Origin of the sequence: Pseudomonas sp. CFII64 (genome assembly GCF_000416235.1) — a bacterium.
GTDB lineage: Bacteria > Pseudomonadota > Gammaproteobacteria > Pseudomonadales > Pseudomonadaceae > Aquipseudomonas.
Genome location: NZ_ATLO01000042.1, coordinates 283,973 through 309,845 on the forward strand (window position 1 = coordinate 283,973; position 25,873 = coordinate 309,845).

The 25,873-nt window shown below is 59.5% G+C and carries 21 protein-coding genes and 3 pseudogenes; 15 read left to right on the forward strand and 9 right to left on the reverse strand.

Annotation, left to right across the window (positions count from 1 at the left end; translation table 11 throughout):
• Positions 1-24 precede the first annotated feature (24 nt).
• Positions 25-789 carry a 2-keto-4-pentenoate hydratase gene (locus tag CFII64_RS19215; RefSeq protein WP_020292492.1) on the forward strand — a complete coding sequence of 255 codons (765 nt, stop codon included), beginning with the start codon at positions 25-27 and terminating at the stop codon, positions 787-789.
• 81 nt (positions 790-870) lie between these two features.
• Here CFII64_RS19215 and CFII64_RS19220 read toward each other — a convergent pair whose 3' ends face one another.
• The 6 genes and pseudogenes from CFII64_RS19220 to CFII64_RS30585 form a co-directional block, all read right to left on the reverse strand.
• Positions 871-2,547 carry an NAD-dependent malic enzyme gene (locus tag CFII64_RS19220; RefSeq protein ID WP_020292493.1) on the reverse strand — a complete coding sequence of 559 codons (1,677 nt, stop codon included), beginning with the start codon at positions 2,545-2,547 and terminating at the stop codon, positions 871-873.
• Between the two features lie 224 nt (positions 2,548-2,771).
• A complete protein-coding gene (locus CFII64_RS19225) occupies positions 2,772-4,127 on the reverse strand; it encodes a cytochrome c (protein WP_020292494.1) in 1,356 nt (451 codons plus the stop codon).
• A gap of 11 nt (positions 4,128-4,138) precedes the next feature.
• Positions 4,139-5,914: a GMC family oxidoreductase gene (locus tag CFII64_RS19230; RefSeq protein ID WP_020292495.1), complete on the reverse strand. Its 1,776-nt coding sequence runs from the start codon at positions 5,912-5,914 to the stop codon at positions 4,139-4,141.
• A 2-nt stretch (positions 5,915-5,916) separates the two neighbouring features.
• Positions 5,917-6,659, reverse strand: a pseudogene (locus CFII64_RS19235) (gluconate 2-dehydrogenase subunit 3 family protein).
• Positions 6,660-6,837: 178 nt separating this feature from the next.
• Positions 6,838-7,326, reverse strand: a pseudogene (locus CFII64_RS30580) (methyl-accepting chemotaxis protein); the annotation flags it as partial.
• Positions 7,327-7,695: 369 nt separating this feature from the next.
• A pseudogene (locus CFII64_RS30585) lies at positions 7,696-8,520 on the reverse strand (cache domain-containing protein); the annotation flags it as partial.
• A gap of 273 nt (positions 8,521-8,793) precedes the next feature.
• Here CFII64_RS30585 and CFII64_RS19245 point away from each other — a divergent pair.
• Positions 8,794-9,696 (forward strand): alpha/beta fold hydrolase, encoded by a 903-nt coding sequence (locus CFII64_RS19245; protein WP_020292499.1) that lies wholly within the window; start codon positions 8,794-8,796, stop codon positions 9,694-9,696.
• Positions 9,697-9,750: 54 nt separating this feature from the next.
• Positions 9,751-9,942 carry a hypothetical protein gene (locus CFII64_RS19250; protein WP_020292500.1) on the forward strand — a complete coding sequence of 64 codons (192 nt, stop codon included), beginning with the start codon at positions 9,751-9,753 and terminating at the stop codon, positions 9,940-9,942.
• 40 nt (positions 9,943-9,982) lie between these two features.
• Here the strand turns inward: CFII64_RS19250 and CFII64_RS19255 are convergent, their stop codons facing one another.
• Complete coding sequence (locus CFII64_RS19255; protein WP_020292501.1) at positions 9,983-10,723, reverse strand: GntR family transcriptional regulator; 741 nt, start codon at positions 10,721-10,723, stop codon at positions 9,983-9,985.
• Positions 10,724-10,839: 116 nt separating this feature from the next.
• On the opposite strand from CFII64_RS19255, the gene CFII64_RS19260 reads away from it, so the two are divergent.
• From CFII64_RS19260 to CFII64_RS19285, 6 genes are all read left to right on the forward strand, one after another.
• Complete coding sequence (locus tag CFII64_RS19260) at positions 10,840-12,195, forward strand: adenylosuccinate lyase family protein (RefSeq protein WP_020292502.1); 1,356 nt, start codon at positions 10,840-10,842, stop codon at positions 12,193-12,195.
• A 66-nt stretch (positions 12,196-12,261) separates the two neighbouring features.
• Positions 12,262-13,563, forward strand: a complete 1,302-nt coding sequence (locus CFII64_RS19265) for a cation:dicarboxylate symporter family transporter (protein WP_020292503.1) — start codon at positions 12,262-12,264, stop codon at positions 13,561-13,563.
• A gap of 205 nt (positions 13,564-13,768) precedes the next feature.
• Positions 13,769-14,365: a paraquat-inducible protein A gene (locus CFII64_RS19270; protein WP_020292504.1), complete on the forward strand. Its 597-nt coding sequence runs from the start codon at positions 13,769-13,771 to the stop codon at positions 14,363-14,365.
• Complete coding sequence (locus CFII64_RS19275; protein ID WP_020292505.1) at positions 14,362-15,009, forward strand: paraquat-inducible protein A; 648 nt, start codon at positions 14,362-14,364, stop codon at positions 15,007-15,009. Before CFII64_RS19270 ends, CFII64_RS19275 begins: the two co-directional genes overlap by 4 nt.
• Positions 14,999-16,651: an intermembrane transport protein PqiB gene (locus CFII64_RS19280; protein WP_020292506.1), complete on the forward strand. Its 1,653-nt coding sequence runs from the start codon at positions 14,999-15,001 to the stop codon at positions 16,649-16,651. Before CFII64_RS19275 ends, CFII64_RS19280 begins: the two co-directional genes overlap by 11 nt.
• 28 nt (positions 16,652-16,679) lie before the next feature.
• Positions 16,680-17,243 carry a membrane integrity-associated transporter subunit PqiC gene (locus CFII64_RS19285; RefSeq protein WP_020292507.1) on the forward strand — a complete coding sequence of 188 codons (564 nt, stop codon included), beginning with the start codon at positions 16,680-16,682 and terminating at the stop codon, positions 17,241-17,243.
• A gap of 37 nt (positions 17,244-17,280) precedes the next feature.
• Here CFII64_RS19285 and CFII64_RS19290 read toward each other — a convergent pair whose 3' ends face one another.
• Positions 17,281-18,651 (reverse strand): PLP-dependent aminotransferase family protein, encoded by a 1,371-nt coding sequence (locus CFII64_RS19290; protein ID WP_020292508.1) that lies wholly within the window; start codon positions 18,649-18,651, stop codon positions 17,281-17,283.
• Between the two features lie 142 nt (positions 18,652-18,793).
• On the opposite strand from CFII64_RS19290, the gene CFII64_RS19295 reads away from it, so the two are divergent.
• From CFII64_RS19295 to CFII64_RS19315, 5 genes are read left to right on the forward strand one after another with little or no spacing between them, the layout of a single operon-like run.
• Complete coding sequence (locus CFII64_RS19295) at positions 18,794-20,080, forward strand: hydroxymethylglutaryl-CoA reductase, degradative (protein WP_020292509.1); 1,287 nt, start codon at positions 18,794-18,796, stop codon at positions 20,078-20,080.
• Positions 20,080-21,006, forward strand: coding sequence for a hydroxymethylglutaryl-CoA lyase (locus CFII64_RS19300; RefSeq protein WP_020292510.1), 927 nt, complete (start codon positions 20,080-20,082; stop codon positions 21,004-21,006). The genes CFII64_RS19295 and CFII64_RS19300 overlap by 1 nt, the downstream gene beginning before the upstream one ends.
• Before the next feature lie 57 nt (positions 21,007-21,063).
• Positions 21,064-21,540 (forward strand): hypothetical protein, encoded by a 477-nt coding sequence (locus tag CFII64_RS19305; protein ID WP_020292511.1) that lies wholly within the window; start codon positions 21,064-21,066, stop codon positions 21,538-21,540.
• Positions 21,537-22,925 (forward strand): tripartite tricarboxylate transporter permease, encoded by a 1,389-nt coding sequence (locus tag CFII64_RS19310; protein WP_020292512.1) that lies wholly within the window; start codon positions 21,537-21,539, stop codon positions 22,923-22,925. Before CFII64_RS19305 ends, CFII64_RS19310 begins: the two co-directional genes overlap by 4 nt.
• Before the next feature lie 39 nt (positions 22,926-22,964).
• Positions 22,965-23,987 carry an SMP-30/gluconolactonase/LRE family protein gene (locus CFII64_RS19315; RefSeq protein WP_020292513.1) on the forward strand — a complete coding sequence of 341 codons (1,023 nt, stop codon included), beginning with the start codon at positions 22,965-22,967 and terminating at the stop codon, positions 23,985-23,987.
• 62 nt (positions 23,988-24,049) lie between these two features.
• On the opposite strand, the gene CFII64_RS19320 is transcribed toward CFII64_RS19315, so the two are convergent.
• Positions 24,050-24,799 carry an SDR family NAD(P)-dependent oxidoreductase gene (locus tag CFII64_RS19320; protein ID WP_020292514.1) on the reverse strand — a complete coding sequence of 250 codons (750 nt, stop codon included), beginning with the start codon at positions 24,797-24,799 and terminating at the stop codon, positions 24,050-24,052.
• A gap of 158 nt (positions 24,800-24,957) precedes the next feature.
• Between CFII64_RS19320 and CFII64_RS19325 the strand changes: the two genes are divergently transcribed.
• Positions 24,958-25,869 (forward strand): LysR family transcriptional regulator, encoded by a 912-nt coding sequence (locus tag CFII64_RS19325; RefSeq protein ID WP_020292515.1) that lies wholly within the window; start codon positions 24,958-24,960, stop codon positions 25,867-25,869.
• The last annotated feature ends 4 nt before the right edge of the window (positions 25,870-25,873 follow it).

Below are 25,873 nucleotides of genomic sequence, written 5' to 3' on the forward strand. Positions count from 1 at the left end.
GCTGGACGCAAATGGAGCGACCCCTTGAACTCAGCAACTTCACCTTCGCGCCTGGCGCAATTGCTAGTCGATGCACACCGAGAACGCAGCCCACTGGGCGAACTCAACGCTGATTTACAACCAACCGACAAGAACGCTGCGTACCAGATCCAGCAGGACATCCTGCGCCTGCGCGGCGTGACGCCTGGCGGCTGGAAGATTGGTTCCAAATCACCTACCGGCCCGATTCAGGGCTCGCCGCTGCCACAGGACTGCCTGTTTGCTTCGGCCAGCGAGTTTGCTCGCGCAGCTTACCCGCCACCGGGTGTGGAACTGGAAATCGCCTTCCGCTTCAATCGCGCATTCACCCCGCGCGAAGAGGCCTACAGCGATGATGAGGTCATGGCCGGCATCGGCGAAATGGCCACCACCATCGAACTGGTCTCCAGCCGTTTTGCCGCCTGGCCGAAAATCGAACCGCTGACGCAACTGGCCGACCTGCTCAATCACGGCGCGTTGATCGTTGGCGAATTTGTGCCTTACGACGACAGCTTCGATTTCGTCAATCCAACCCTTGAGCTGACACTGAACGGCGTCAGCATCGTGCCGTCGGCGGTGGCCAATCCGGCGGGTGACCCGCGTCGCCTGCTGCCTTGGCTGGTTAACCATCACACCGGCCAAGGGCTGACAGTGCCCAGGGAGTTCGTGATCACCACCGGTTCTTACACCGGGATATTTCTGGCTGAAAGTGCCGGGCAAGTGCAAGGTAGGATTCAGGGCTTACCGGCGATCTCGCTGACACTTGTATAGCTGTACCCGGAACGCAAAACCTGAGCTTTTGAGCCGCAAAAAAATCCCGCCGATCTGGCGGGATTTTTCTGTCGCGGGGATTTATTCCGGGCGACGTTCGTAGTTCCGGTAAACCGGATACCAGAAATGCTCGTCGATGGCCTCCCGCAGGGCTTGTTCAGAGCCTGGCTCGGCGACCAGATCGCGCTGCGCAGCCAGGCCCACCGCCAAGGCGATTCGCTTGCTCACCGCCTGAACATCCCGCAACGGCGGCAACATCTGCCCTGCCCCGGCACTGTCGGCCAGCGCCTGGGCCGAGGCCATGAGCATGCCGTCGGTAATCCGCGTCGCCTTGCTGGCAATCGCGCCCAGGCCGATGCCGGGGAAGATGTAGGAGTTGTTGCACTGAGCGATGGGGAAGGTTTTACCGAACAGCTCGATGGGCAGAAACGGGCTGCCGGTAGCCACCAGCGCCTGCCCGTCGGTCCATTGCAGGATGTCTTTGGGATGGGCTTCAATCTGCGAAGTCGGGTTGGACAACGGCATGATGATCGGTTGCGCACAATGCGCATGCATGGTCTGGATGATCGGCTGGGTGAACAAACCGGCTTTGCCTGACACGCCAATCAACACCGTGGGTCTGGCATTGCTCACCACGTCCTGCAACGACGGCCAGTCTGCGTCGAAGTCCCACTGCGCCAGAGACTCGCTGGAATGCGCCAGACGCTGCTGGAAATCATAGAGATCCGGCTGGCGATCGGTCAGCAAGCCTTTGCTGTTAAGCAGGAATACCTGGCTGCGCGCCTGGGCTTCGCTCACGCCTTCCAGTTGCATCGCGGCAATGATCTGCTCGGCAATCCCGCATCCAGCGGAACCGGCGCCGACAAATGCAACGGTCTGGTCTGACAGACGCTGACCCTTGACCTTACAGGCCGCAAGCAAGGTGCCTACAGTGACAGCGGCGGTGCCCTGAATATCGTCGTTGAAGCAGCACAATTGGTCGCGATAACGCGCCAGCAGCGGCATGGCATTGGTCAGGGCAAAGTCTTCGAATTGCAGAATCGCCTCAGGCCAGCGACGCTGGACGCCCTCGACAAACGCTTGCAGGAAAGCATCATATTCAGCGCCGCGAATGCGCTGTTCCCGGCGCCCGAAATACAACGGGTCAGCCAGTAAACCCGGATTATTGGTGCCCACATCCAGCACCACCGGCAAGGTGTAGGCCGGGCTGATCCCGCCGCAAGCGGTATACAACGACAGCTTGCCGATAGGAATACCCATGCCGCCAACACCCTGATCGCCCAGCCCCAGAATGCGCTCGCAGTCACTGACAACGATGACTTTTACGTGGTCCTTGGTGACATTGTTGAGGATCTCGTCGATGCGGTCGCCGTCGGCAATACTGATGAATAACCCGCGATGACTGCGATAGATCCGCGAGAATTCCTGGCAGGCCTTGCCGACAGTCGGCGTGTAGATAATCGGCAGCATCTCATCGAGATGCTCGTCCACCAGGCGGAAGAACAGGGTTTCATTGAAATCCTGGATCGAGCGCAGCAAGACATGCTTATCCAGATCGGACGGACAGCCCTGAAACTGGTGATAAGCGCGCTGGACTTGTTGTTCGATGGTTTCAATCTGCTGCGGCAGCAGACCCTGCAAATGCAACGTGTCGCGCTCGTGCTGAGTAAAGGCCGTGCCCTTGTTCAGCAAGGGCGTACCGAGCAACGTCGGACCAACAAAAGGGACTAATAGGGCTTGATCGGTAGAATCACTCATTTCAATCTCCTGCGTCGTTTTTGTATTTTGAATTCAATATACACCGATGAATTCGGATTGAAAGATGACGTGCAGCACAGAAGATAGTCAGGTTTCTCAATAATGGGCGGATGTACCTACCGATTCGCGGGCAAGCCTCGCTCCTACAGGTCGAGGCAAAACCCGGCAAAGACCGGACCAACGCATTGCACGTCAGCCCAGCCTTTCGGGTTACCGCTACAACCTTACGGCTTGGCGATGTCGGTGCGCGACACCGCTGGCGATTCCTTCGGCAGCGTGTCCCGCAGTTGCTTGACCTGCGCCGCATTTACCGCCGGGGCCTGATTACCCCAACTGCTGCGAATGAAGGTCAGCAGTTGCGCCACCTCTTCGTCCGACATCCGCCAGGCGGGCATGCCCAGTTCCGACGGTGCAGTCGCGGTCGCGGGCAACTTGCTGCCGGCCAGCACCAGACGAATCATCGACACCGGATCTTCCGACAGCACCGAAGAGTTGCCGGCGATTTTCGGGAAAACCCGTTCGTAACCCTGACCGTTGGTGCGGTGGCAGGCGGAGCAGTTGTCGACGTACAACTCGGCGCCACGACTGCCCTCTTCCCCGGCAGCCAATGCTTTGGCAGTGGCGGGATCGGCCTTGAAGCTCGATACCTGACGCTCGCTGGCGGGCAGTGTTTTCAGGTAAGCAGCCACCGCTTGCAGATCGCCATCGTTGAGGTGCTGCGTGCTGTGAACCACTACATCACCCATCGCGCCACCCAATACCGCATGGGTCGCGCTGCGTGCGCTGCGCAGTGTTGCGACGATGTCCTCGGCGCTCCAGTTACCCAGGCCGTCGGCCGGATTGCCGCGCAGGTTGACCGCCAGCCAGCCATCAATCACCGGCCCGCCTGACAGGTAAACCGGGCTTGACTCATCCAGCGCCTTTTCCTGCAAGGTCACGGCACGCGGCGTGTGGCAACTGCCGCAATGCCCAAGGCCTTGAACCAGATAGGCGCCGCGTGCCACCTGGGCGTCCTTGTAACCGTCGGCCTTGAATGCCACTGCATCGGGCTGCGGCGCAAACACCTTGCGCCAGATCGCCAACGGCCAGCGCATCGACAACGGCCACGACACATCGTTGCCACGGTTTTCGGCGTTGACCGGCGCGACGCCATGCATGAAGTACGCGTAGAGCACTCGCAAATCGTCATCGCTGATCTTCGCGTAGGCCGGATACGGCATCGCTGGATACAAGCTACTGCCGTTGGCTGCAATGCCGTGACGGATGGCGCGGTCAAAATCATCCAGCGAGTAAGCGCCAATGCCGGAGACCTTGTCGGGCGTGATGTTGCTGCTGTACAGCGTGCCAATCGGCGAAGCAATCGGCAGGCCACCGGCGAACGGCTGGCCGCCTTTGGCCGTGTGACACGCCGTGCAATCGCCCGCATCAGCCAGGTAACGGCCTTTCTCGATCAGCGCCGCCTGCTGCGCTTCAGGTGCGGCCTGCAGCGCACGGGTGTGCGTCGGCCAGAAAGCGAACGCCAACAACACGACCAGCACCACGACGCCCAGTCCAACCAGGCTCAGGAGAAACTTTTTCATGGGTTTGCTCCTTATGCCTGAACCAGCGGGCCGGGGTTTTTCAGGTACTGCTCGCGAATGGCCTTGGCAGACCAGTACGCCAGCGCACCCACCATTCCGGTCGGGTTATAGCCGTTGTTTTGCGGAAACGCGTTGGCGCCGATGGCGAACACGTTATGCACGTCCCAGGATTGCAGATACCGGTTCAACGCCGAGGTCTTCGGGTCGCTGCCCATGATCGCGCCGCCACATGTGTGGGTGCTCTGGTACTTGGTGATGTTGTAATGCTCGCCCGGTTTCTTCGCATCGCCGGCAACGGCTGTCGGGTTGAGGATTTTCGACATTTCCAGCGCCTTGCCGACCAGGAATTGCGAAGCCTTGATCTCGTTGTCGTGCCAGTCGAAGTTCATCCGCAGCAGCGGTCGCCCGAAGCCGTCCTTGTAGGTGGGATCAAGGCTCAAGTAATGCTGGCGGTACGACATGCACGCGCCCTGCACTTCGAAGTAGAACGAATGCCGGAACGCATCGCTGGCCGCCTGTTTCCACTGCGTGCCCCAGGCTGGGGTGCCCGGCGGCACGTTGATCCCGCGCACCGGACCGGCGCCCGGCTGACGGGCCCAGATGATGCCGCCACCGACAAAACCGGCCTTGGCATTGTCGAGCTGGTTGCCGTTGAGATTGTCCATGGTCGTGCCCGCGCCACCGATACCGATGAACTGGTTGGCTTGCACTTCCTTGCCGAAAAACAGCACCACGCGATTGAGGTTCTGGTACGAGTAGTTGCGGCCGATGGTGCCTTCGCCCGTCTGCGGATCGTAAGGTTTGCCGATACCCGAGAGCAGCATCAAATGCACGTTGAACAGGGAAAATGCGCAGAGCAGGACCAGGTCGGCCTGCTGCTCGACTTCGGAGCCTTGGGCATCCAGGTAAGTAACGCCGGTCGCCTTCTTGCCATCGCTGTCGAGATTGACTTTCAGGACCTGCGCATTGGTGCGCAAGTCGAAGTTCTTGCGCTGGCGCAGCACGGGCAGAATGCTGATGTTCGGGCTGGCCTTGGAGTAGTTCAGGCAACCGTAATCGCTGCAGAACCCGCAGGCGTTGCACGGGCCCATCTGGCAGCCATACGGATTGACGTAAGGCGCCGAGGCGTTGGATGCCGGGATCGGATACGGGTCCCAGCCCATCTCCCGGGCCGCGCCGTAAAACATTTCCGCGCCGAGATAATTAGGATTCGGGCCCAGCGGGAATTCACGCGAGCGCGAGCCTTCAAACGGGTTGCCGCCCAGCTGTTTTGCGCCCTGAATCACCCCGGCCTTGCCGGAAGTGCCGCACACGTATTCGAAGTGATCGAAGTGCGGTTCAAGGTCTTCGTAGGTGACCGGGAAATCCTGGATGGTCATGTCGCTGGGAATGAATTTCGCGCCATAGCGCTGCTCGACATTGCTGCGCAGCTTGAAGTCTTCCGGCAACGCGCGGAAGTGACAGCCAGACCAGTGACTGCCCGCGCCGCCCACACCGGTGCCGGGCTTGAACGAACCCATCTGCCGATACGGCACGGCGGTAGACGTCAGGTTATGCCGCGCGGTGACGGTTTCCTGGGACAGGCTTTGCAGGTAGCGGCGATGCACCGAACCTTCGAGTTCATCGACGACTTTCGGGTAGGCGAAATCCGGTTGCGTGTCACGATCAGCGCCGCGCTCCAGCACCACGACCGTCAGCCCCGCATCGGTGAGCTCCTTGGCCATGATCGCCCCGGTCCAGCCCATGCCGACAATCACTGCGTCTACTTTTGGTTTAACGTTCGCCATGCTCAACCCCTCCGTCCGGCCAGATCGACCGGGGGCGGCGGGTACGGCTTGTCACGCACCGTCACCCAATCCATGTAATCGGCGCGCATGCCCGGATAACCGATCATCTTCCATGCGCCCATGTTCTTGTTGCCGCCGTGGGAAGGGTCGGCGAAGTAGCCGTTACGCACTTCGTTGAGCAAGTTGGTGAAGAACAACTTCGACGAAATGTCCTCCAGCACCAGCTTGCCGCTCTCGGCATTCTTGAGCAGCTCTTCCTGTTGGCCTGTTGTCAGCTGGGCGAAGGTCTTGCCGGAAAAAGCTGTCTTGCAGCTGGCGTCGACGGCCTTGATGCCGACGCGCAAGGTTTCGCGCAGCGTCAGGCGGCCCTGGTAACCGAATCCGGTGCGGCCTGGATAAACGGGCCCTGCATGTACCAGATGCCACCATTGGCGTACGGCGTCTGCATATGGCGGTCGAGAAACTCCGGCACGCCCAGTTCGACGGCGCCGGGTCCGACCTGATCGGACGGGATCAAACGGTCGCAGGCGGCGATCAGGAACGCCCATTCTTGCGGGGTGAAAAACGTTGGTTTGTAATCACTGGCTTTGACTGCCGGCGACGCACCTGACTGGGCGTCACTTGCCGGAGTCTGGGCGAAGGCGGAAGCGGGAAGACCAGCACTGGCCAGGGTTACAACGGGGATTAGCGTCAACGACTTACGCAAGAAATCGCGACGGCCGGGGGAGGTATCGTTATCGGACATCAGTTATTCACTCCTGGGTCTAAACACGGGTGTGCCTGGTGTTTCTGATTTTTCTTATAAGTTGCCGCATGCGCGGCAACTGGATTGCTGCCTAATTATGATCAAGCTAACTAATCAGTCATGACTAAAACAGCTATTGCCGTCTGTTGCCAGGCAAACGACGGACTTAAACGTTTCATCAGATCTTGAACTGGCGAACCAGGCTGTTGAGGTTAGCGCCCAGCGATGACACCTCGCGCATAGTGCGTGCGCTCTGCTCGGTTTCGTCGGCAAGGCTTTCCACCGCGCCGGCGATTTGATGCACGCTGCGGTTGATCTCTTCGGCGACCGAGGTCTGCTCTTCCGCTGCGCTGGCAATCTGCGCGTTCATCGCGTTGATCGTGCCGATCAAACCCGAGATCGAATCCAGTGACGCGCCGACCGCATTGGTCTGCTGATTGGCGCCCTCGCCTGCTTCGGTTGAACGCTGCATGGCGGCCACTGAAGCCGTGGTGCCCGCCTCAAGCCGGGTGATCATGCCCTGGATTTCCTGGGTGCTCTGCTGGGTACGACTGGCCAGCGCGCGCACTTCATCGGCAACTACCGCAAAGCCGCGACCGGCTTCACCGGCACGCGCCGCTTCGATTGCGGCGTTGAGCGCCAACAGGTTGGTCTGGTCCGCGATGGAGCGAATCACGTCGAGCACCGAAACAATGGAACGCACGTCTTGCTGCAGGCTGTCGAGGCTGGTCCCGCTCAAACGGATATCAGAGACCAACGCGCTCATGCCGAGAATGTTGTTGCCCACCACTTTGCGCGCCGCATGCCCTTGCTGATCGGTCTCAGCGGCCGCTTCGGCGGCACGTTGGGCACTCATTGCGACTTCCTGGGCGGCAGACGACATTTCGTTGATGGCGGTTGCGACCTGATCAGTCTCGTTGCGCTGGCGCTGCATCGCTTGCTCGGAGCGCAAGGTCTGTTGAGTCGCTTGAACCACGAGGCCGTCCAGTTCGGTGGTCATCTGCGCCACCTGCCGGACCATGGCGTGGATCTTGTCGACGAACCGGTTGAACGACATTGCCAGATCGCCCAGTTCATCGCTGCTGGTGATCGCCAGACGATGAGTGAGATCCCCGTCACCGGCGGCGATGTCATCCAGATTGGTCTTGAGCATGCGCAGCGGACGAACGACACCGTTGGCGGTCCAGATACCCGCAGCGGCGGTCACCAGCAACAACACCAGGGTCACGAGAAAGATGCTACCCAGCAAATCACGGGTGCGCTCAGTCACCGCAGCCTGCTCCACGAGCATGGCGGCGTCGATGTCATCCATATTGATGGCACTGCCGAGCACCATGTCCCATTTTTCCAGGTAAACCGTGTAGCCAAGCTTGGGAACCTGAACGGTCTCCTGGCCAGGCTTGGGCGCAGCGTAATCGACATAGTGCTTGCCGTTTTTAGCCACTTCCACAAACGTCTGGTAGTGGTATGAACCGTCGGGATCCTTGGTGTCCCAGAAACTCTTGCCTACACCTGCTGTACTGTCGCCACGGAAGATACGCACGCCTTTGCCGTCGTAGCCGAAGAAGTAGCCCTCTTCCCCGAACTTGACCGGCTTCAGGACCTCCAGCGCTTTGTCGCGAGCGGCCATATCGCCATTGGCCGAAGCGTCATGCAGGGGCTTGATGGTGGTCAGCGCGATGTCCACGTAGTTCTTCAGGATTTCGCGGTTGCGCTGGACCAGACTGTCGCGGGTTTCACGCATTTCCTGATCAGCGCTGCTCTGTAACATCCACGACGCAAGGCCGCTGATGATCAATGCGAACAACAAAGCGGGGATGATGGCTAAGCACAGCAACTTGTGTTTGACGGTAAGTTTCATGAACGAGATGCCCTCCTGGTGAGTGTGGTTTTTGAGCGTATCGGCGCTGTAAGACCTATCTTGAAAAAATAGCTGGAATTTTGGCGCCAATATTTAGTTGCTGGCCATTTAACATCATGAATCGTGCGGTTACAACAAAAGCAGCAGCAGACGGCCATGGACGGAAGCTATAAATCATTGGGCAGCGGGACATCAGCCTGAGCATTCCAACGGAACCGACGGGTATGAAATGCGCTCTTTATTTCAATTGACTCATCGCGCACGGAGGTCGCAATGCTCAAGAATATCGACGCAGGTGTGCTCAACATTACCTTTGATGAAGCCGGGCCAAGCGATGGCTGGCCGGTGATATTGCTCCACGGCTTTCCCTACGACATCCACGCCTATGACCCAGTCATCCCGATCCTGGTGGGGCATGGTGCAAGAGTCATTACCCCGTACCTCAGAGGGTTCGGCCCGACTCGTTTTCTGGACGAGACCACGCCACGTTCAGGCCAGCAAGCAGCCATCGGCCATGACCTTCTCAAACTGATCAACGCGCTCCAGTTGGACGCGGCTTATCTGGTCGGATACGACTGGGGCGGCCGAGCGGCGTGTATCGTCGCGGCGTTGTGGCCAGAGCGAGTGCTCGGCCTCGTCAGCATTGGCGCGTACGCGATTCAGGACATCGCATCGGCAATGAAGCCGCAGAAACCAGAGGCCGAATTTCCGTACTGGTATCAGTACTACTTCCACAGTGAAAGAGGCCGTAACGCACTGACCGAGAATCGCCGGGCGCTGTGTCATTTGCTCTGGCAGCAATGGTCGCCCACCTGGAAATTCTCGGAGAGCAGCTTCGAGCGATCGGCGCGGTCTTTCGATAATCCGGATTTCGTCGACGTGGTCATTCACTCCTACCGGCATCGATTCGGGCTTGTGCAGGGGGATCCCGCCTATGCACAAACCGAAGCCGAACTGGCCAGCTTGCCACCCATCCAGACACCGACCTTTGCCCTCGATGGCGCCGACAGCGGTTTCTCACCAGACGGCACTGGCGCGCACGCCGAACGGTTCACCGGGCACTATCAGCACCGCATGATCGCCGGCGCCGGGCACAACGTCCCACAGGAAAAACCCGTGGAGCTGGCCGCCGTTATCGTTGCACTGAAAAACCACGTCTCGCGCAATATTCAGTGAACCCGTCCAGCAACGGAATGCCTATAGCTAAACCCTACAAACCAAGGAACAACGATGAACCTGTCTGACGCATTTCAAGTGGTGGAATCGCTCTCCGCAAACGATGCCAATCATAAAATCCAGAGTGGCTGGACGCTGCTTGCGGTGGTGACCACTTCCCACCCGAACGGCGAACTGCATCCGTGCTACGTGTTGGGCAAAGCCAAACACGCTGAAACGACGAGTAGCGCGCAGCAGTCGACGTGAAGCGGGCACACGGATGAACGGGAGGGTCGAAATCTGCGCTTCAGACCGCAGGACTTCGTTCCCTTCTCATTTGCGTCACCAAGGTAAACCGATCTTCAGGGTGGGTGGTTTCCGACACAACCATCACGGCGCCCTCCTCGTCCCGATATTGTCGAATGATGTTCAAACCTGGCGAGCCCGCTTCGGCGTTGAGGCTTTTGGCAATATCGGCCGTCAGCAGCACGGCACGCACTTGTTGGTCCACCACGTCGATATGCCGACCGAAATGTTGCTCGATCAACGCTGCGATCAACTCATCCGGATGCTGCTCGGCCAATTCGATGACTGCTGAGTAAGTGTCCTGGGCGTAGACGTCAGTCCAGCACAGCGGCGCGCGCAGGTTTTGTTCGTCGACCCGAATACTCGAAACGCAAAAGTAGTGCTCGCCTGGAATCAGTCCCAAGCGGCGCGCCAAGGCGATGTCCGCGACAAAATGGTGGACCTTTTGAATGCTGCGAACCTGGGTTTCCGCCAGGTGTACCAGATCAGACACCGATGCCAGCGACTGCGAATAACCGCCCTTGGGCGATGCGGCTTCGACTCGCGTACCCACCCGTTTGCGCCGCGAAACCAGCCCTTGGTTCTGTAACTGGGTGATGGCCGCGCGCACCGTGTGTCGGCTCACTTCGTAGAGTTCGCACAGCTCGAACTCGGTGGGCAGCAGCGTGCCCACCGGGTAACCACCGCTGGCGATCTTCTCAATCAAGTCCTTTGCAACGACTGCATAGCGCGTCTGGTTCATACCTTTCATCAGTCCCGAGCGATCACCGAGTTGACAGTGTATCAGCGAGCACGTAAGAATTATGTACGGACATATTTAATATGTCCGATCAATAACAACATATTCAGGATGTCCTCATGTCCAGCACTGTCTTTGACTCCGCCCTGTTCCGCGACATGTTCGGTACTGCCGAAATGCGCGGCGTGTTTTCCGACCAAGCCCTGATCGAACGCTACATCGAAGTGGAAGTGGCGCTGGCCCGCGCCGAAGCACGCTGCGGCGTGATCCCCGCCGAAGCTGCCGAGCAGATTGCGCAACTGGCGACCTACGCGTCCCTCGACATGGCGCTGATGCAGCACGAGACCGAAATCGTCGGCTACCCGATTCTGCCGCTGGTTGAGCAACTGTCGAAAACCTGCGGTGAAGCCGGGCGTTACGTGCACTGGGGGGCTACGACTCAGGACATCATGGACACCGCTGTCGTGCTGCAAGTGCGTGCCGCGTTGGCCATTGTCGAACGCGATATCCAGGCCGTACGCGGTTTGCTGGCCGACCTTGCCAAACGCTATCGCGATACGCCAATGGCCGGCCGCACCCATCTGCAACATGCACTGCCAATCACCTTTGGCTACAAATGCGCGGTCTGGCTGAGCATGTTCGACCGCCATGCCGAACGCCTGGTCGAGCTGCGTCCTCGGGTGGAGATCGGGCAATTCGCCGGCGCCGCTGGCACGCTGGCATCACTGGGCGACAAAGGTCTGGAAGTTCAGGAAGCCTTGATGGCCGAGCTGGGGCTGGGCGTGCCGCAAGCCACCTGGCACGTTGCCCGCGACGGCCTCGCTGAAACCCTTAACTTCCTCGGCCTGGTCACCGGTTCGCTGGGTAAGGTCGCGCTGGACGTGATGATGATGATGACCAGCGAGCTGGGTGAGGTGTACGAACCTTTCGTCAAAGGTCGTGGCGCGAGCAGCACCATGCCGCAGAAGCGAAATCCGATCTCCTGCGAATTGATGTACGCCGCCGCCAAGGGTGTTCGGCAACACGCCGGGCTGATGCTCGACGCCATGATTCAGGACTTTGAGCGTTCGACCGGCCCGTGGCAGGCCGAGTGGATCGCCATTCCCGAAGCCTTCGCCCTGAGCGCTGCGTCCCTGGGCCAGGCCAAATTCATGCTCGCTGGACTGGAAGTGCGCACCGAGCGCATGCGCCAGAACCTGGACATGACCCAAGGCCTGATCGTCGCCGAAGCCGTAATGATGGGCCTCGCCCCGGCGCTCGGCCGTCAGGTGGCGCATGACGTGGTGTATGCCGCGTGCCGCATGGCCAACGATCAGGGCACCAGCCTGCTGGATGCGTTGCTGGCTCAAGGTGAAGCCACCGCGCAACTGGATATCGAGGAACTCAAGCGCCTCACCGATCCAGCCAATTATCTGGGCCTCGCACCGCAGATGGTCGATATCGCCCTGGCGCGAGAAGGCTCCGTCAAACGCTGATCTTCACCGGGTTCGGCATGACCGGGCCCGCTTTTCTCTGCCAATAAGAACAACGAGATCGAAGACATGTCCACGACTGCAAAAAAACCGTTTTACCGGGATCTGACCTTCCAGGTCATCGCCGCCATGCTGCTGGGTATCGCCTTTGGCTTCCTGGCCCCGGAGCTGGCTGCCAAGTTCAAAATCCTTGGCGATATCTTCCTCAAGCTGATCAAGACGGCGGTCGCACCGCTGGTATTTTTTACCGTGGTGCATGGCATTGCCTCGGCCGGTGATATCAAGCGCGTCGGCAAGGTCGGTTTACGCGCGCTGATTTACTTTGAAGTGGTCTCGACCATCGCTCTGGCCCTTGGTCTGCTGTGGGGCAACCTGTTGAGCATCGGTTCGGGCATGCATGACGCGCATCCGAGCAGCGCTACTGCAGCGGCGGCCAGCGCGGCGGTCGCCAAAGGGCACGCCCCGGCGTCGACCATGGATTTCATCTACGGCATCTTCCCGGACAACTTCGTTGGCGCTTTCTCCGGGGGCCAACTCCTGCAAGTACTGGTGATTTCTGTGCTGTTCGGCTTCGCCCTGCTGGCCCTCAAGCCTGAGCGTCGCGCGGTTATCGAAGAGGGGTTGAGTCGTATCTCGGAGTGCTTCTTCGAGTTCATCAACCTGATCATGAAGATCGCCCCGCTTGGCGCGTTCGGTTCGGTGGCTTACGCCGTCGGCAGCAACGGCACAGCGGTGCTGATGTCGCTGGCCAATCTGGTGCTGATGTTCTACGTGGCGATTGCCTTCTTCATTTTCGTGGTACTCGGCATCGTCTGCCGCTTGTCCGGGTTCAGCCTGTGGCGCTTCCTGAAGTACATCAAGGATGAAATTTTCATTGTGTTGGGCACTGCTTCATCTGAAAGCGCTCTGCCCAGACTGCTTCAGAAACTGGAGAAGTTTGGTTGCTCCAAGCAGAGCGTCGGTCTGGTACTGCCCACCGGCTATGCATTCAACCTCGATGGCACCTCGATCTACATGTCGCTGGGCGTGCTGTTCATTGCCAATGCCTACGGCGTGCCGATGACCTGGGAGCAGCAATTGGGCACGGTGGCCATCATGCTGGTGACGTCCAAAGGTGCGGCGGCCGTTTCAGGCGGCAGCTTCGTGGTCTTTGCGGCGACGGTGACCGCTATCGGCATACTGCCCGTAGAAGGCCTGGCGCTACTGTTCGGCGTCTACCGTTTCATGTCGATGGCGATCGCTACCTGCAACACCATCGGCAACAGCGTTGCAACCGTGGTGGTTTCCAAATGGTCGGGGGAGTTCACCGAGCAGACCGCCAAAGCCGAGTACCACCGGGTATTGGGTAGAAAGTTGGAGGCTGCACTCTAAATTCAGGAGTTGCTATCAATCCCTACCTTGGCTTATCAAGGCAGGGATTGAGCCTGCGCAACTTTTACATAGAGTTTTTCGAAGTAAAAACCGAATCCGTTACTTGGTTTGGCATTAAACCATTTGTGGATCAGTCCTTGCCTATTACAACGGCGCTTCTATATTCAACTGAGTTTGATACTTCTCACTCATTGAAGAAGCGTCCATGACACCACTTCACTCACTGATCATTTGCGAATATTGCGACGCGGTCTACGACACCGCCCCGCTGCTCAAACAGCAAAAAGCCTACTGTGTCTGCTGCGGTGCCGTCATCCAGCGTTACTCCGCCGTTACGCTGCAACAGCGAATGGCCTTATGTGTAACTGCCGCTGTCTTATTGGTTTTCGCCAACTTCTATCCGGTGATGAGTATCAGTTTGCAAGGGTTGAAAAACTCGGCGACGTTATGGGATTCCGTCGCTGCCCTGAGTAACGGCCCTATTCTGTTCATTGCGCTGGTGGCGGGCATTTCGATTATCGTCGCGCCTGTGTTGCAGGTCATTCTATTGATTTGGGTGTTAGCGTTTGCCATGGCCAGGCGGCGCGCCCCTGCTTTCAGCTTTTGCATGCGCTGGCTGGAATCGTTGCGCCCCTGGAGCATGCTCGAAGTCTGCCTGTTGGGTGCCATGGTCGCGGTATTCAAGCTGGCCGGACTGCTTGACGTCGTGCCGGGTATCGGGTTGGCCGCGCTGGCCGCACTGAGCATCCTCATGATCAAGATCGCCGGACGTGACATCCGGGCATTATGGAATCAACCGTGAACACGCCGCCGCGAGCAGCGGATCTGAACCTGTGTCTGTGCCACAGCTGCGGCCGGGCTTGCGACGCTACCAGCCATCCGCAACAGTGCGACCGCTGCGGGGCGCCCTTGCACGCGATCAAACCCGATTCATTGACGCGCACCTGGGCCTATTTGCTGGCCGCATTGATTCTCTATGTGCCCGCCAATCTGCTGCCGGTGATGAACACCAGCATGCTCGGCAGCGGCGCTGACAGCACGATCATCTCGGGCGTACTGGAATTCTGGGAGGCCGGCGCCTGGGACATCGCCGCGATTATCTTTATTGCCAGCATTGGCGTGCCTGCGATCAAGTTTGGCGCATTGACGCTGCTGCTGATCACCTCGCAACGGGGCAGCAGTTGGGCTTGCCGACAACGTTCGAAGTTATTTCGCTTTGTCGAACTGGTGGGCTATTGGTCCATGCTGGATGTGCTGGTGGTCGCGCTCGTGGCAGCGTTGGTCAAATTCGATGCGTTGGGCGATATCGAACCTCGGGTGGGGATCCTGTTTTTCGGCATGGTCGTGGTCTTCACCATGCTCTCGGCCATGAGCTTCGACCCGCGCCTGATCTGGCGGACCGCACCGGCTACTGCACCAGACAGGCCAGCCCACCATGGCCCTTGAAACCTCGCAGGGCCCGCCCGCTCCAGGCGCTATCAAGACCTCCAGCCGCTGGAGCGTCTCGCTGGTGTGGATCGTGCCGATCATTGCCTTGCTGGTCGGCATTTCCCTGGTGGTCCATAACCGCATGCAGGCCGGCCCCGAAATCACTATCACCTTCAAAACCGGTGAAGGCCTCACCGCCGAAAAGACCCAGGTCAAATACCGCAATGTGGTGATCGGCCATGTGTCTGAAGTCGAGCTGAGCGAAGACCAGAAGAGCGTCACCGCGACCGTCAAGCTCGCCAAACAGGCTGCGTCCTTTACCAGGGAAGACGCGAAATACTGGGTGGTGCGCCCACGCATCGGGGCTGGAGGCGTGTCCGGGATCGACACGCTGCTGTCGGGCGCTTTCATTGGCGCAGACTCCGGTGAATCGCAACGCACCGTGAAGCACTTCATCGGGCTCGAAGCACCACCACCGATCACCTACGGCGAACCGGGAAAACGCTTCACGCTGGTGACCAAGGATCTGGCTTCCCTGGACATCGGTTCGCCCCTCTACTACCGCAAAATCCCGGTGGGTCAGGTGGTTGGCTATGCGCTGGATAAAGAGGGCAAGGGTGTCGACGTTGAGGTCTTCATCAATGCACCGAACGACGCCTACGTCACCAGTGATACACGGTTCTGGAATACCAGCGGCATCGATATCGGCGTGAGCGCCAACGGGTTTTCGGTGAAGACCGAATCGCTGTCAGCGGTACTTATTGGTGGTATCGCGTTTGGCGCACCGGAATACGGCCTGACCAGCGCCGCTGCCTCGGAGGGAACCCGTTTTGATTTGTTTACCGACGCACAGGCCGCCCTCGCGCCGCCGCCAGGCAGAGCACAATATCTGGCATTGCGCTTTGACCAGGCGCTCAGGGGCTTGAAAGTCGGTGCGCCGGTGGAGTTTCAAGGCCTGGAAATCGGCAGAGTGGTGTCGATCAACCTGGATTTCGACCTCAAGACCCGCAGCTTTCCGATCATTGTCGGCATCGTCATTTACCCGGAAAGCATGGGGCAGGCGCACATCAAGATGCTTGCTTTGCTCAAGCATGATCCCAGGGATCTGGAGGGCGGCATTCGAATTATCGGCAGTTTCGTTGAACACGGGCTGCGCGCTCAGGCCCGTTCGGGAAACCTGTTGACCGGGCAACTGTACATTTCCCTGGATTTCTATCCGAAGGCGCCAACCGTCACGTTTGACCCCAATGCTCGCCCGGTCATGCTGCCAACGGTGCCCAGCAGCCTTGAGCTTTTGCAGGAGCAGCTGCAGGCCGTCATCGAAAAAATCGCCAATCTGCCGCTGGATCGTATCGCCACCAATCTGGATGGCAGCCTGAACGAGCTGCGTAACGGCCTCAAACAATTCAACAGCCAGACGCTGCCGGGCGTTCGCAGCACGCTGGATGATGTACGAAAAACCTTGAAATCGGCCAGTGCTACGCTGGCCGACGACTCACCGCAACGTGAACAGCTGAGTGACGCCATAGACGAACTGGGGCGCATGTCGCGCTCGTTGCGCGATCTTTCCGACTATCTGGGTCGCCATCCCGAGTCGCTGATTCGCGGCCGACCCAAAGACTCTCAATTCGACTCCAGGCCTGAACAGCGGAGTCCATGAATTGACCACTCAAAGGAGTGAATCCCCCATGCGGGCGACTTTCAACGCACCTTTGTTCATGATTATTCTGTTGCTGGCCGCCTGCCGCAGCGATCCGGTGCATTACCACACGCTGACGCCGCTGCACTCCGGCACACCGCGCTCAACGCAGGTCGGCGAAAGCGTGCGGATCGAACGGGTCATGGTCCCGCCACAAGTTGATCGCTCACAGATCGTCATCCGCCAGGGCAGCAATGAACTGATCCTTCTGGAAACCGAATGGTGGGGTGCGAGCCTCGCCGATGAAGTGCAAAGCGCGCTGATCAATGAGCTGAACAACCGGCCGGGAGGCAGGGGAAAAATGACCTTGCGCATCGAGGTGCAACGCTTCGATCTGGTCCCTGGCCAATACGCATTGCTCGACGCCCGATGGCGGCTGCGCGCAGGGCAATCCGCCGACCCGAACAGCAACGAATTGATCTGCCAGAGCGTTTTGCAGCAACCTTCCGGCGCCACGGTTCAGGATCTGGTCATGGCGCAGCAAGCCAACCTGCGCAAGCTGGCGATCATTGTCAGCGACGCCAACCGCACAGGGGCCCGACGTTGTCCATGACCAGGCGCGGGCTAGCCTTTAACAATAGAGCTGTCATTCAAGGTGCCAATACAATTTTAAGCAGTGGATCATTCAGGTACGCGACATTGAGCCTGGTCCAGGGATTGATCCTGGATTGCTCCGGCGAAAAAATATGACCGGGCGCGATCATGAATCCCTTGGGCAGCAGTTTTCGCGTCAACTCCCGGGCATCGTCGATGTGGGCAAATCTGGCCCACAGATAAAGACTCTGTTCCGGGCGATAGAACACCTCGGCGCCGATCTCGTCCAACATCTGCAAGCCTTCTGCCGTTGCCGTTTTCAAGCGTTCCTGGAGGCGGATCAAATGCCGCAGGAAATGCCCCTCGGTGAGAATCACATCGACCGTACGCTCGCAGTACTCCGAAGAACTGGTGTGCAGCAACATCTTCAGATCGCCCAGTTCATCGATGACTTCCTTGCTGCCGGCAATAAAGCCAACCCGCAGCGCCGCCGACACTGATTTGGAGAAGCTGCCGACATACAGCGAATGTTTCAGCTGGTCGAGCGCCGAGACCTTGATCGCCGAGGTCGGTTTGAAATCTGCCAGCGCGTCGTCATCCACCAGAATGAAATGATGTTCCTCAGCCAGCTGCACCAGCCGATGGGCTTTACTCGGTGACAGGTCGGAACCCGTCGGGTTGTGGCCCACCGACTGGATAAAAAACAGCTTGGGCTTGTGCGCACGCAAATACTGCTCCAGCACGGCCATGTCCGGCCCATCGGGCAAGCGCGGCACCGCAAGCATTCGCGCGCCCTGCAATTGCAGCTTGCCAAACAGTGGGTAATAGCCGGGATCTTCCACGAGCACCGAATCCCCGGCCGTCACGAAACGGCGGATGATCAGGTCCAGGGCGTGATTGGCGCCGTGGGTGGTGACGATTTGTCGGGGGCTGGCAGCTATCGAATAGGTCGCCAGTTTTTGCACCAGATGTTGCCGCAGGGCGGCATTGCCCAAGCGATTGCCATAGCGAAACAGCGTCGTCACGCCAGTGCGCATGATCTGTCGGGTAAATTTGTCCAGGCGCAGGTCCATCAGCCACTCAACCGGCGGAAACCCCTCGCCCAGCGGCGAATGGCCCGGTTCGCGAACAAACTGCTGGCGCATCAGCCAGATCGTGTCCATGGCACGCGCATAGGGCAACGGCTCTTCCGGCTCAGCGCTGCTGGGTGCGCCTTGTTTGACGAAAAACCCCTGCCCGTGACGCGCTTCGATCAACCCTTGGGACGCCAGGGATTCGTAAGCATTGATCACAGTGTTTTTCGAATGCCCCAGCAGCCGCATGCATTCGCGCAGCGACGGCAATCGGTCGCCGACGCGATAGGTGCCGTTGGCGATCTGCCCCGCCAGGGATGCCGTCAACTGTTGAGCCAGCGTCAGCCGCGCCATGTCCACGTCCACGTCCTGAAAAAATATTCATTGAGGGTACAGCTTAGGTACTGTCTGTCCAAACTGTACCTTCTTTGCCAGTACAGACCAGTCTAGGGTGACAGCCACTCAACAATAAAAAATCTGTACAGGACTGCTTCCCATGAGTATCGATTCACGCCTTCCCATGTTCCGGGGCATGACTCCCGCCGAACGCCTTGACCACCTGCGCGAACTTCTTGATCTGCCCGCCGACGACGCTGCCCTCCTCCGTGATCCTGGCGCACTGCCGCTGGAAATTGCCGACGGCATGATCGAAAACGTCATCGGCAAGTTCGAGCTGCCGTATGCAGTGGCGAGCAACTTCCAGATCAATGGCCGCGACGTCATCGTGCCCTTGGTAGTCGAAGAACCCTCAGTGGTTGCGGCGGCTTCGTTCATGGCCAAGCTGGCCCGGGAAGCCGGTGGTTTCCAGACCTCAAGCTCGCTGCCGTTGATGCGTGCCCAGGTACAGATTGTCGAAGTTTCCGACCCGTACAACGCCCGCCTCAGCCTGATGCGGCGCAAGGATGAAATCATCGAGCTGGCCAACCGCAAGGATCAACTCCTTAATAAGCTGGGCGGCGGCTGCCGTGATATCGAAGTCCACACCTTCGCGCAAAGCCCACGCGGGCCGATGCTGGTGGCGCACCTGATCGTCGACGTGCGCGATGCCATGGGCGCCAACACCGTGAACACCATGGCTGAAGCGGTTGCGCCGCTGATGGAGGAAATCACTGGCGGCAAAGTCAGGCTGCGGATTCTGTCCAACCTCGCTGACCTGCGCCTGGCCCGCGCGCAGATTCGTATCGCCCCGCAGCTGCTGACCACGGCGGCGTTCAAGGGCGAGGATGTCATCGAAGGCATTCTTGATGCGTACAACTTCGCGGTGATTGATCCCTACAGGGCGGCCACCCACAACAAGGGCATCATGAACGGCATCGACCCGCTGATCGTTGCCACGGGCAATGACTGGCGCGCGGTTGAAGCCGGGGCCCATGCGTATGCCTGCCGCAACGGGCACTACGGCTCGCTGACCACCTGGGAAAAGGATGGCCAGGGCAATCTGGTGGGAACCCTGGAAATGCCCATGCCGGTTGGACTGGTCGGCGGCGCCACCAAGACTCATCCGCTGGCGCAGTTGTCCTTGCGCATCCTGGGGGTGAAGACTGCTCAGGAATTGGCGGAAATCGCCGTCGCGGTCGGCCTGGCGCAGAATCTGGGCGCACTGCGGGCGCTTTCCACTGAAGGCATTCAACGCGGGCACATGGCGCTGCATGCTCGCAACATCGCGCTTTCAGCCGGCGCCAAAGGCGATGAAGTCAGCTGGCTGGTCAAGCAGATGGTCGACGCGGGTGATGTGCGCTCCGACCATGCCGCTGAACTGCTCAAGCAAAAGCGGGCGCAGTGATGAGCCGCGCTGGCGAACAGGCTGTCCGGCTGGTTGAAGTCGGCGCCCGGGATGGCTTGCAGAACGAGCAGCGGATACTTGCGCCGCCGCTGCGCGTGCAATTGCTCGAACGCCTGGCCAATGCTGGACTGCGCACCATTGAGGCAGGTGCTTTTGTTTCGCCGCGCTGGGTGCCGCAAATGGCCGGCTCCGATGAGGTGTTCCAGGCCTTGCCGATGCGTTCCGACGTGACCTGGACAGCGCTGGTGCCCAATGTGCAGGGACTCGAAGCCGCGCTGGCCGCAGGTTGTCGTGAAGTGGCAGTATTCGCCGCCGCTTCGGAGGCGTTCTCGCAAAGAAATATCAACTGTTCGATTGCCGAAAGCCTCGCGCGTTTTCAGCCGGTCATGGCGCGCGCGCGGGAAGCCGGCGTGCGGGTGCGTGGCTATGTTTCCTGCGTCATGGGTTGTCCGTTCACCGGTGCGGTCCAACCCGGGGCCGTCGCCGCTGTGAGCGCTTCGCTTTACGAAATGGGTTGTTATGAAATCAGTCTGGGCGACACCATTGGCGCCGGCACACCAGCGGCAACCAAAGCGCTGCTGCAAGCCTGCAGTGAGGTCGTTCCGGTAACTGCGCTGGCCGGGCACTTTCATGACACCTACGGGATGGCCATCGCCAATATTTACGCAGCACTGGAGGCCGGCGTGCGGGTTTTCGACAGTTCGGTCGCGGGTCTGGGTGGCTGCCCTTATTCGCCCGGCGCGACGGGCAATGTTGCCACTGAAGACGTGATCTACCTGCTGGACGGCCTGGGGCTGAGCCACGGGGTCGACCTTGAGGCATTGATCGAGACGGGTGAATTCATCAACGCCGAACTGGGCCGCGAAACGGCGTCCCGGGTATCGCGCGCGTTGCTCGCGAAACGTCGAGCATCAGCACTGGCTTAAGCTGCATCTCTTCACCTTCATAACAATAAAAGCCCGCAAGGGCAGTGGGAGAATCCTTTGAAATCCGAACTGTATGAAGTTTGGGGCGACACGGTAGACGGTCGTCATCTGATTTACGCCATCGCCATCGGTGCAGTCGTCAGCCTGGGGGCGTTTTTCATCGCCAAGCACCTGTTGGTCGGCTGGGTTGCTTCTGCGCAAATGGCCCGGGCCTATGCCATGTTGATCGGCATCGTCGGTTGTCTGGCAGGCGGCGCGATCAGTGCCGCGCTGTTCAAACCCAAGCGCCATGTCATGGAACACCAGGCCGATCCCGCCTGGCGCGCGCAGGTCTTGCTCGAACTGCAGAACGAGTTCGGCGATCTGGGCAAGCTCTCCGATTTGCCACCGGCGACCATTGCCGAGCTTCGCGAGATGGACCTGTATGAGCTGTTCGCAGACTATGAGCGCGCACAACTGGCCAAGGTCGACAGCCCAGAACCGCCCGCGCTGAATGTCGAAAGCGCTGTGAGCATCAAAGGTGGCCGGTCATGATGGCGCCTCTGCTGGATCAGCTCCTCATCGCGTTGGGCATGGGTATTCTGGGGGCAGTGATCTTTGCCGGGATCGGCCTGATCTCCGGCAGCGACGAGACCACGACCCTCGCGCCATTGACCTTGCTGGTCGTGCTGCTCGGCGTGCCTGCACCTGGCATCCTGACGTTCTTTCTTGCCGGCGCCGTCGCCAAGCACATGACCCACGCCGTGCCGACCGCGTTGCTGGGGATTCCGGGCGACACCATGGCCACGCCGCTCATGCGCGAGGCCAACTTCCTGCGCAACCTCGGTGTTCCGCACATTGCCCTGCGCAAGATGATTTCCGGCGCGGTGATTGCCGCGTTGATCGCCGTGCCCATGGCCGTGCTGTTCGCGGTGATGCTCTCGCCGTTCGGTGACATGATCAAGCGCGCGGCACCCTGGGTTTTCCTCGCCGCCGCCATTGCCATCGCCTGGTTCTCCAAGGGGCGTCTGGCAGCGGTGTTGACCCTGATTCCGTTTGTCATGGTGATCATCGGTTTGCAAACCATGACCGGACAATACGGCGTCAAACTCAGCGTCAGTTACTTCCTCGGCATCGCCATCGGGCCATTGATTGCCGCACTGTTCTCCCTGCTCGCACCCGCCGAGCGAGACAAAATGCGTCGCCAGGAGGTTCGCACGTTCTCCCTGTCGCCAGACGTCAAAAGCTGGGGCGGCTTTTTCCCGAACCCGCTCAAGGTCCTGGACCGCAAGCAAAGCATGTGGACGGCCGTCACTGCTGTCATTTCCAGCGCTACCTTCGTCTTCAGTCCGGTGGCGATGACGGTGATCATGGGCGAAATGGTCGGGTCGCGGGTCAAGCATGTCTATCATCGGCTTACTACGGTGATTACCGCCCGAAACGGGGTTACCGAATCGACCTACATTGCCGAAGCATTGATCCCGCTGATCGCTTTCGGCCTGCCACTCAGTCCGGTCGCCGCCGGCCCGGCCGCACCGCTGTTCAATGCCCCGCCACGTTTCAGCGTGGATGCCGCGACCGGTCAGGTAAACAACCTGCACTCACTGCTCAGTACCTGGGAGTTTCTCGGCTACGGCATGCTGGCTGTAGTCATCGCCATTCTGATCGCCTACCCGTTCACCATGAATTACGCGCATCGGGCCGCTTCTTATGTGTCGCGCAAGATCAGCCACGAAGCCGTCATCGCAACCTTTGTCGGCCTGATTCTGGTGATCGGCATCTGGGAAGGTGGTCTGCTCGGGCTACTGGTGATCATCACTGTCGGGCTGTTGGGCGGATTTTTATCACGCTTTCTGGGCTTCAACATCGGCGTGCAGTTCATGGGCTACTACACAGCCGTGCTGACCGTGCCTGCCATCGTCGCCATGCTGGGTGCATGACGCACAACCAACAGAACAACAATAATCAGGTGATCCTCAATGCATAAGCACATCCTGGCTTCGATGTTTTTCCTGTTAAGTACCGGCGCGATCCACGCGCAGGCCGCGGAATCGATCCCGACGCTCAGCTACCCCGCCGAGGGCCAGCAATTGCAGGCAATTGCGGCGGCGGAAAAAGACCTGCCGACCGTCACCGCCCAGCAATGGCTGAAGGTGTCGGACAAAGGCCTGCAGCTGGAAGGACCGTCATTCGACCGGGAAGGCAATTTGCTTTTCGTGGAAGTCTTCGGCGGCCAGGTGCTCAAGGTCGACACTCAGGGCAAGCTCAGTGTCGTGGTGCCGAAAAATGCCTTGGGTTCAGCGGGGCTGGCGATCCATAAGGACGGTCGTCTGTATGTCGCCGGGCTCGGCAACTTCAAGGATACCGGCAACTTGACCACCTACAAGGCCGATGGCTCGGCGCCGCAAGTGATCATTGCCGGCAATAAAAACTATCTGGTGGATGATCTGGTGTTCGACAGCACCGGCGGTTTTTACTTCACCGACTTCAAAGGCACTTCCACCGAACCCACCGGCGGGGTTTATTACGTACCCGCAGACGGCAAAAGCATCGTGCCGATCCTGCCCAAGCTGGCGATTGCCAACGGCATCGCCTTGTCGCCCGACGGCAAAACCCTGTGGGTCACCGAGTTCGCCACAGGTTTGCTGCACCGCATCGAACTGAAGGACGCGACAACCATCGCCCCGTTCGGCGAGGCGGTGGTTTATCGCTTCAACGGCCCTTCCCCGGACTCGATGCGCGTGGATCAGGATGGCAATCTGTACGTGGCGATGTACAGCCAAGGCCGGGTACTGGTGCTGAATCCCAACGGCCTGCCTATCGGCCAGATCCTGATCCCCGGCCGCGAAACCGGTCACTACCTGCGCTCAACCAGTCTGGCCATCAAGCCTGAAACCAACGAGGTCTACCTCGTCGCCAGTGACGGTGATCTGGGCGAAGGCAGTGCCATATTCCGGGCGCAGGGGTTTGCCAAGGCGTTGAAACTGTATTCGCATCAGTGATTCGGTAGGCACGATCAGGCCGCGCACCCGAAACGGACTCAGGTGTTGGCGGCTGTCAATATTCAGCTGTTCTGGCCGCCATCCACATTCAAGGTGGCGCCAGTGATATACGCCGCATCGGGTCCGGCGAGAAACGCCACCACTCCGGCAATTTCTTCAGGCTGACCGTAGCGGCCCAGTGCCGTCATCTGCTTGACCATTGGTGCTACGTCGCTGGTTTCGGGGTTCATTTCGGTATTGATCGGCCCAGGCTGGACGGTATTGACGGTGATATTCCGCGAGCCCAGATCACGTGCCCAGGCTCGGCTGTACGCGGCGACAGCAGCTTTGGTAGCGGCATAGTCGCCAATGCCAGGAAACGGTGCGCGGCTGGCGAACATGGTGCCTATCGAAATAATGCGACCGCCCTCCGAAAGCAACGGCACTGCTGCGCGCACCGCCGCAACGACCCCGCCGACGTTGATCGCGTGCTGGCGGTCCAGTTCAGCAATGTCGGCCAAGGGATCACCAACAACACCGGTAACAAACACGCCGGCACTGTTGACCAGGATGTCGAGACGCCCGAAGTGTGCGTGGACCTTTTCAACCAATGCGGTCACCGCAGCGCTATTGCTCTGGTCAGCAGCAATTGCCAATCCCTTCACGCCATGTGCCTGAATATCAAGCAACACGGCTTGAGCCCGCTCAGGCGATTGCGAATAGCTGAACGCAACATCGACGCCCTCGGCAGCCAGACGCCGGGCGATGGCAGCGCCAATACCACGAGAGGCACCAGTGACCAATGCAATTTTGCCTTTGAGAACGTGGGTCATGAGATTTCCTTGATAGGTTGGGAGGTGGTTCCGTTCACAGACTGCGAACCGAGAAACCACGATATAGCCCTTCTTATCCGGGATAAACTCTGCAAAACAGTATACCGTATCACCAAAACAGTGATAATAGCCGTTTTCACCACAGTCCGAGGCGCACCATGGATTATTTCCTCGCAGTGCAGGCGTTCAACCGCATTGTCAAAACCGGCAGCTTCGTCAAGGCTGCGGCGCAACTGGATCTGCACCCGAATGCGATTACCAAGCTCGTGCAGGCGCTGGAAGCTCATCTGCGCGTGAAGCTGCTCAACCGCACCACGCGGCGGGTCACGCTCACCACCGAAGGCAGCGTCTACCATGCGCGGATGAGTCGGGTGCTTGATCAGTGGCTGGAGGTCGAATCGGAAATGGCGGTTGCGCAATCCAGCCCACGGGGCAGGATTCGGGTCGATATGGGCACGACGGTGGCCACGCTGTTGGTGATCCCGGCGCTGCCCACCTTCCATGCTCGCTACCCGCATCTGCAGATCGACATCGGCGCCAGCGACCGCACTGCGGATCTGGCCAGCGAAAGCATTGATTGCGTAATACGCGGCGGCATTCTCCAGGACTCTGCGCTGATCGCCCGGCGTCTGGGCAGTGTGGATTTTGTGACCTGCGCGACACCGGCGTACGTGGCAGCCCATCAGCAGCTAACCCACCCGGCACAGCTGGAGCAGGGGCACACCCTGGTTCGCTACTTCTTCCCCAGTTCCGGGCGGCAAAACAAACTTGAATTCTTCAGGGGCGACGAGCAGGTGGTCGTTGAGGGCAACTACGTCGTCGCCGTCAACGACAGTAATGGCTACCTCGCAGCCGGACTCGCCGGGCTAGGCGTGATCCATACGTTGCGCTTCATGGTGCAGCCGCATATTGACGCAGGCACTCTCGTCCCGGTGCTGGAGGATTGGTCGGTGCCGGCCAATCCGCTGTCCGTGGTGTACATGCCCAACCGCCACCTCAGCGTGCGCGTGCGCGCCTTCGTCGACTGGCTGGTTGAGCATTTCGCAGCGCATCCACACGTGCTGCAATGAATGG

What these genes read in the sequence shown, in the direction of transcription:
- CFII64_RS19220 (WP_020292493.1), bottom strand. Translation starts at nt 2,547, where the DNA reads ATGAGTGATTCTACCGATCAAGCCCTATTAGTCCCTTTTGTTGGTCCG.
- CFII64_RS19225 (WP_020292494.1), bottom strand. Translation starts at nt 4,127, where the DNA reads ATGAAAAAGTTTCTCCTGAGCCTGGTTGGACTGGGCGTCGTGGTGCTG.
- CFII64_RS19230 (WP_020292495.1), bottom strand. Translation starts at nt 5,914, where the DNA reads ATGGCGAACGTTAAACCAAAAGTAGACGCAGTGATTGTCGGCATGGGC.
- CFII64_RS19245 (WP_020292499.1), top strand. Translation starts at nt 8,794, where the DNA reads ATGCTCAAGAATATCGACGCAGGTGTGCTCAACATTACCTTTGATGAA.
- CFII64_RS19250 (WP_020292500.1), top strand. Translation starts at nt 9,751, where the DNA reads ATGAACCTGTCTGACGCATTTCAAGTGGTGGAATCGCTCTCCGCAAAC.
- CFII64_RS19255 (WP_020292501.1), bottom strand. Translation starts at nt 10,723, where the DNA reads ATGAACCAGACGCGCTATGCAGTCGTTGCAAAGGACTTGATTGAGAAG.
- CFII64_RS19260 (WP_020292502.1), top strand. Translation starts at nt 10,840, where the DNA reads ATGTCCAGCACTGTCTTTGACTCCGCCCTGTTCCGCGACATGTTCGGT.
- CFII64_RS19265 (WP_020292503.1), top strand. Translation starts at nt 12,262, where the DNA reads ATGTCCACGACTGCAAAAAAACCGTTTTACCGGGATCTGACCTTCCAG.
- CFII64_RS19270 (WP_020292504.1), top strand. Translation starts at nt 13,769, where the DNA reads ATGACACCACTTCACTCACTGATCATTTGCGAATATTGCGACGCGGTC.
- CFII64_RS19280 (WP_020292506.1), top strand. Translation starts at nt 14,999, where the DNA reads ATGGCCCTTGAAACCTCGCAGGGCCCGCCCGCTCCAGGCGCTATCAAG.
- CFII64_RS19285 (WP_020292507.1), top strand. Translation starts at nt 16,680, where the DNA reads ATGCGGGCGACTTTCAACGCACCTTTGTTCATGATTATTCTGTTGCTG.
- CFII64_RS19290 (WP_020292508.1), bottom strand. Translation starts at nt 18,651, where the DNA reads ATGGCGCGGCTGACGCTGGCTCAACAGTTGACGGCATCCCTGGCGGGG.
- CFII64_RS19295 (WP_020292509.1), top strand. Translation starts at nt 18,794, where the DNA reads ATGAGTATCGATTCACGCCTTCCCATGTTCCGGGGCATGACTCCCGCC.
- CFII64_RS19300 (WP_020292510.1), top strand. Translation starts at nt 20,080, where the DNA reads ATGAGCCGCGCTGGCGAACAGGCTGTCCGGCTGGTTGAAGTCGGCGCC.
- CFII64_RS19310 (WP_020292512.1), top strand. Translation starts at nt 21,537, where the DNA reads ATGATGGCGCCTCTGCTGGATCAGCTCCTCATCGCGTTGGGCATGGGT.
- CFII64_RS19315 (WP_020292513.1), top strand. Translation starts at nt 22,965, where the DNA reads ATGCATAAGCACATCCTGGCTTCGATGTTTTTCCTGTTAAGTACCGGC.
- CFII64_RS19320 (WP_020292514.1), bottom strand. Translation starts at nt 24,799, where the DNA reads ATGACCCACGTTCTCAAAGGCAAAATTGCATTGGTCACTGGTGCCTCT.
- CFII64_RS19325 (WP_020292515.1), top strand. Translation starts at nt 24,958, where the DNA reads ATGGATTATTTCCTCGCAGTGCAGGCGTTCAACCGCATTGTCAAAACC.